The 5,214-nt window shown below is 68.0% G+C and carries 7 protein-coding genes; 4 read left to right on the forward strand and 3 right to left on the reverse strand.

Features of this window, described 5'->3' with window-relative positions; translation table 11 throughout:
• On the reverse strand, positions 1 to 95 hold a 95-nt coding region (locus tag VJ655_RS00400; protein ID WP_324097415.1), incomplete at its 3' end, for a hypothetical protein.
• Positions 96 to 263: 168 nt separating this feature from the next.
• On the opposite strand from VJ655_RS00400, the gene ubiG reads away from it, so the two are divergent.
• The 4 genes from ubiG to VJ655_RS00420 all read left to right on the forward strand — a co-directional run bounded on the left by ubiG (position 264) and on the right by VJ655_RS00420 (position 2,987).
• Positions 264 to 1,022, forward strand: coding sequence for a bifunctional 2-polyprenyl-6-hydroxyphenol methylase/3-demethylubiquinol 3-O-methyltransferase UbiG (gene ubiG, locus VJ655_RS00405; RefSeq protein WP_324097407.1), 759 nt, complete (start codon positions 264 to 266; stop codon positions 1,020 to 1,022).
• Positions 1,023 to 1,059: 37 nt separating this feature from the next.
• Positions 1,060 to 1,446 carry a hypothetical protein gene (locus tag VJ655_RS00410; protein WP_324097409.1) on the forward strand — a complete coding sequence of 129 codons (387 nt, stop codon included), beginning with the start codon at positions 1,060 to 1,062 and terminating at the stop codon, positions 1,444 to 1,446.
• A gap of 117 nt (positions 1,447 to 1,563) precedes the next feature.
• A complete protein-coding gene (locus tag VJ655_RS00415) occupies positions 1,564 to 2,571 on the forward strand; it encodes a glycine zipper 2TM domain-containing protein (RefSeq protein WP_324097411.1) in 1,008 nt (335 codons plus the stop codon).
• A 113-nt stretch (positions 2,572 to 2,684) separates the two neighbouring features.
• Positions 2,685 to 2,987, forward strand: coding sequence for a glycine zipper 2TM domain-containing protein (locus VJ655_RS00420; RefSeq protein WP_324097412.1), 303 nt, complete (start codon positions 2,685 to 2,687; stop codon positions 2,985 to 2,987).
• A 386-nt stretch (positions 2,988 to 3,373) separates the two neighbouring features.
• Here the strand turns inward: VJ655_RS00420 and fba are convergent, their stop codons facing one another.
• Together fba and pgk are read right to left on the reverse strand one after the other, a co-directional pair.
• Entirely contained in the window at positions 3,374 to 4,465 is a 1,092-nt protein-coding gene (gene fba / locus VJ655_RS00425; protein WP_324097413.1) for a class II fructose-bisphosphate aldolase, read from the reverse strand.
• Positions 4,466 to 4,599: 134 nt separating this feature from the next.
• A partial coding sequence (pgk, locus tag VJ655_RS00430) for a phosphoglycerate kinase (RefSeq protein WP_324097414.1) occupies positions 4,600 to 5,214 on the reverse strand: 615 nt, incomplete at its 5' end.

Below are 5,214 nucleotides of genomic sequence, written 5' to 3' on the forward strand. Positions count from 1 at the left end.
GTCGCGACCTCGGCGGCGACCAGGCGCGCCACACGGCGGATGCGCTCCAGGTCGGCCACCGACGTGCCGCCGAACTTCATCACCAGACGTGACACGTCCTTGGTACCTCGACACTTGGTTATTTCTTGCGCCCGCGCGGCCGGATCGCTCCCCCTCGCGCAAGCCCGCGCCTTCTAGCGGGGGGATCGCGCAACGGCAATGTCGCGCGCGTGTCTTTTTTCCCGGATCGTGGCGAGCGTCGGCGTCCGTGCTAGACAGGCCACATGACGCAAGCCGCTTCTTCCGCCCCCTCCTGGAGCATCGACCCGGCCGACGTGGCCCGCTTCTCGGCCATCGCCGCCGAGTGGTGGGACCCCAAGGGCAAGTTCGCGCCGCTGCACGTGTTCAATCCCTGCCGCCTGGCCTTCATCCGCGAGCAGGCCCTGGCGCGGTTCGGCCGCGACGGCTCGGTGCGCGCGCCGTTCGACGGGCTCAGCCTGCTGGACATCGGCTGCGGCGGCGGCCTGCTGAGCGAGCCGATGGCGCGGCTGGGCTTTGATGTCACCGCCATCGACGCCTCGGAAAAGAACATCAAGACCGCCGCCACCCACGCGGCCGAGCAGGGCTTGTCGATCGGCTATCGCCCGGCCACCGCCGAGCAGCTGCTGGCCGAGGGCGCGGGGCCGTTCGACGTGGTGCTGACCATGGAGGTCATCGAGCACGTCGCCGATCCGGGCGAGTTCCTGCGCACCTGCGCCAAGCTGCTCAAGCCCGGCGGCCTGATGTTCGTCGCCACCCTGAACCGCACCCTGAAGGCCCTGGTCCTGGCCAAGATCGGCGCCGAATACGTGCTGCGCTGGGTGCCGCCGGGTACGCACGAGTGGAAGCAGTTCCTGAAGCCTGAGGAACTGCGCGCTTTCCTGGCCGGCGAGCCGGTGGCGATGCAGGGACCGTACGGCGTGGCTTACAATCCGCTGACCGGCCGCTGGAGCCGGTCGGCCGACACCGACGTCAACTACATGATGACCGTCACCAGGGATTGAGTCAGACTGACCTTGCGATGTGCGCGCGAGGTGTCTGATGTCGGTGTTGCTGGCCCTGGTTGTCTCCGCAATTCTGCCGGGACCGATCAGCGGCGATTTCGATCACGACGGCAAGGCCGACACCGCGCGGATCCTTCGCGCGGGAGCCGACGCCTATGTCCTGGAGATCTCGCGTGGAGCGGGCCCGGCCGCGCCCGTCCGGATTGAACTGGGCCGCAACCCGCCGGACTACATGGTCCCCGCGAAAAACGGTGGCTCGATGGCGACCGCTTGCGGCAAGGGCGTCGGAGCCAAGACCGCCCCTTGCCCCCGCGCCTCCGTGCAGGTGACCCGGGGCGACCTATTATTCGGAAGCGCCGAAGCCAGCGAAGCCGTGCTCATCTGGGACGGCCGGGCCTTCCGCCAGGACTGGCTCAGCGACTGACGCCGGGAACCTCCGCCCCAACCGGGGCTTTTCGTCTCCGCAGGGACAAAGAGCCCCGGATTGGCGACCCGGTGTCGGGGGTCGGCCGTCGATCCGTTCGATTGAACGGAGAGCAAGATGACTTCCAAGACCTTGGCCGCGCTTCTGGCGACCACCATGGCGTGCGGCGCGATTGCTCCGGCCGTCGCCCAGACCAGCGCCTACCAGCAAAGCCTGCGCAACTACGACGACCAGCGCGCCAACTATTACGAGCGCGTCGCCGAATACCGCGATCGCCAGGCGGCCTACGAGCGCGACCGCGCCAACTATCTGCAGGCTCGCGACGATTACGACCGCCGTTACGGCCGCGGCGCCTATGATCGCCGCTATCCCAACTATGCCGACCGCTATCGCGCGGCCGAGTACCGCGAGAGCGCCGGCTATTACGCCGAGCAGGCCGAGTTCGAGCGCTCGCGCGCCAATTACGAGCGCGCCCGCTACAACTATGATCGCCGCTACGGCGAGGGCAGCTACGACCGCCGCCACCCCGCCGAGGCCGACCGCTTCCGGGTCAGCGACATGGGCTACGCCTCCGGCTACGATGCTTCTCGCCAGCAGTGGGAGCGCGACCGCGACCGCTACTACGCCGCGCGGGACGATTATGACCGCCGTCACGGCTATGGCGCCTATGACCGCCGCCATCCGGGCGAGGCCAACCGTTACCTGGCGCCCTACGCCGGCGCGGTCGGCGTCGACACCAGCGCCAACGTCTCCTACGGCAATGACTGCCGGCAGGACGCCAAGCGCAACGCCACCGTCGGCGGCGTGATCGGCGCGCTGGCCGGCGCGGCCCTGGGCTCCAACGTCGCCGCCCGCAACGCCCGCCCCGAAGGCACTGTGCTGGGGGCCCTGGTCGGCGCCGGCGTCGGCGCGGCCGTGGGCAACGCCTCGGCCAAGTGCGACACCCGCGGCAACTACTGGACCTACGACCAGACCCAGCCCTACCGCTATACCGACGGACGGTACGCCGACGCCGGCGAGCGCTGCCGCCTGGCGCCGGCTCCGACCGACTACAACGGCCGCGTCGAGACCCGCTACGTGCGCGTCTGCCCGGACGCCGACGGGCGCTATCGCGTCGAGAGCTGACCTCGTAGCGCCCAGGCGATGGTCGGCTGCCCGACTTTGAAGGAAACCGGCCGTCAGCTTGGGCGTTTACGACCCGAGGGATCTAAACCAAGAACACGATCGGAGAGCCCGCCATGCGCGCCCGCCTGAAAGCTATCGTCCTGGCCACCGTCGTCGGCTTCACCGCCAGCAGCGTGGTCGTCACCGCCGCCGACGCCCAGTCGCGCGGCCGCTATCGCGTCCTTGTCTGCAACAAGTCCAAGGCCAAGAACGGCGCCGTCATCGGCGGCCTGGGCGGCGCCCTGCTGGGCAACACCGTCGCCGGCCACGGCAACAAGACCGAAGGCACTCTGCTGGGCGGCGCCGTCGGCGCCGTCGCCGGCCACGAGATCGGCAAGGGCAAGAAGAAGTGCCACTACGAGTACCGCTACCGGTAGCGGGCGGCGCGACTTCGTGAGCCATGAGGGCGGCGGATCCGAGGGGTCCACCGCCCTTCGCATTTCTAGATCCCTCTCTCATAGAGAGAGGGAGGGGCCCGCCGCCGCAGGCGGTGGGAGGGTGGGAGGTTTCACCGTTGGCCGCTAAAACCCAGTCACTCAGCTGGATGGTTCGGGTTCATCTCCGCCCGGAGTGCGGGCGCCGGCACCGTTGCTGTGAGTCAGAGCCTTGCTTTGAGAGGGTGTAACCTCTCACCCTCCCACGCTGCGCGTGGGCCCCTCCCTCTCTCTTTGAGAGAGGGATTTCTGTTGGGCCGCTCCACCCCAGACGAAAAAGGCCTCCCGGATCGCTCCAGGAGGCCTCCTAGTCGCAACGATACGTCGCCTTATTCGGCGGCGGCCTTGGCTTGGCGGTCGCCGAACTTGGCGTGCAGTTCGCCCGAGGCGTAGCGCTTGGCCATGGCGGCGGTCGACAGCGGCTTGATCTTGTCGGCCCAGCCGGCCGAGCCGAACTCGGTGAAGCGGGCTTCGCAGACCTTGCGCATGGCTTCCTTGGCCGGCTTCAGATAGGCGCGCGGATCGAACTCCGAGGGCTTCTCCATCAGCACCTTGCGGATCGCGCCGGTGATGGCCAGGCGGTTGTCGGTGTCGACGTTGATCTTGCGCACGCCATGCTTGATGCCGCGCTGGATCTCTTCGACCGGCACGCCCCAGGTCTGGGGCATCTGGCCGCCGTAGGCGTTGATGATGTCCTGCAGCTCCTGCGGCACCGAGCTGGAGCCGTGCATGACCAGGTGGGTGTTGGGCAGGCGCTGGTGGATCTCCTCGATCACGTTCATGGCCAGGACGTCGCCGTCCGGCTTGCGCGTGAACTTGTAGGCCCCGTGGCTGGTGCCCATGGCGATGGCCAGGGCGTCGACGCCGGTGGCGTGGACGAACTCGACCGCCTGGTCGGGATCGGTCAGCAACTCGTCGTGGCTGAGCTTGCCCTCGAAGCCGTGGCCGTCCTCGGCCTCGCCCATGCCGGTCTCCAGCGAGCCCAGCACGCCGAGCTCGCCCTCGACCGAGACGCCGCAGGCGTGGGCCATCTGGACCACCCGACGGGTGACGTCGACGTTGTATTCGTAGCTGGCGGGGGTCTTGGCGTCCTCCATCAGCGAGCCGTCCATCATCACCGAGGTGAAGCCGTACTGGATCGCGGTGGCGCAGGTCGCCGGGCCGTTGCCGTGGTCCTGGTGCATGCAGACGGGGATGTTCGGATAGAGCTCGACGAGCCCGTCGATCAGGCGGGCCAGGACGATGTCGCTGGCGTAGCTGCGCGCCCCGCGCGAGGCCTGGATGATGACCGGCGAGTTGACGGCGTCGGCCGCCTCCATGATCGCCAGGCCCTGCTCCATGTTGTTGATGTTGAAGGCCGGCAGCGCGTACTCATGCTCGGCGGCATGGTCCAGCAACTGTCGCAGCGTGATGCGAGCCACGTATTTCTCTCCTGCAAGCGTGAGTGGTTAGGTCGTTTCTTGTTGTTGGGGCCGTGACGCTTGAGCGTTCTCTGCCCGGGTCAGTTCTATAGAGGTTGAACGCGGATCTGCACGATCCGCGCCAACGAAATGTCTCAGACTTCCAGGGCCGCGACGCCCGGGAGCGTCTTGCCCTCCATCCATTCCAGGAACGCGCCGCCGGCGGTCGAGACGAAGGTCATGTCGGCCGAGACACCGGCGTGGTTCAGGGCCGCCACCGTATCACCGCCGCCGGCCACCGCCACGAGCTTACCCGATTTGGCCCGTTCCGAGACATGTTTCGCCGCCGAAACGGTCGCCTTGTCGAACGGAGGCACCTCGAAGACGCCCAACGGGCCGTTCCAGATCAGCGTCTCGCACTTGTCGATCGTGGCGTTCAGCGTGGCCACGGTCTCGGGGCCGGCGTCCAGGATGCGGTCGTCGGGGCGGACGTCATAGACATTGCGGATGCTCGAGGCGACGCCCGGCTTGACCTCCTGGGCGACCACCACGTCGGTCGGCAGCAGCAGCTTGCAGCCGGCCCCGCCGGCGAGATCGATGATCTGGCGGGCGGTGTCGGCCATGTCGGTCTCGCACAGCGAGGCGCCGACGTCGATCTTGGCCGCGTAGAGGAAGGTGTTGGCCATGCCGCCGCCGATGGCCAGGTAGTCCAGCTTGGTCACCAGGTTGCGCAGCAGGTCGAGCTTGGTCGAGACCTTGGAGCCGCCGAC

Source organism: Caulobacter sp. (assembly GCF_035254145.1).
Classification (GTDB): domain Bacteria; phylum Pseudomonadota; class Alphaproteobacteria; order Caulobacterales; family Caulobacteraceae; genus Caulobacter.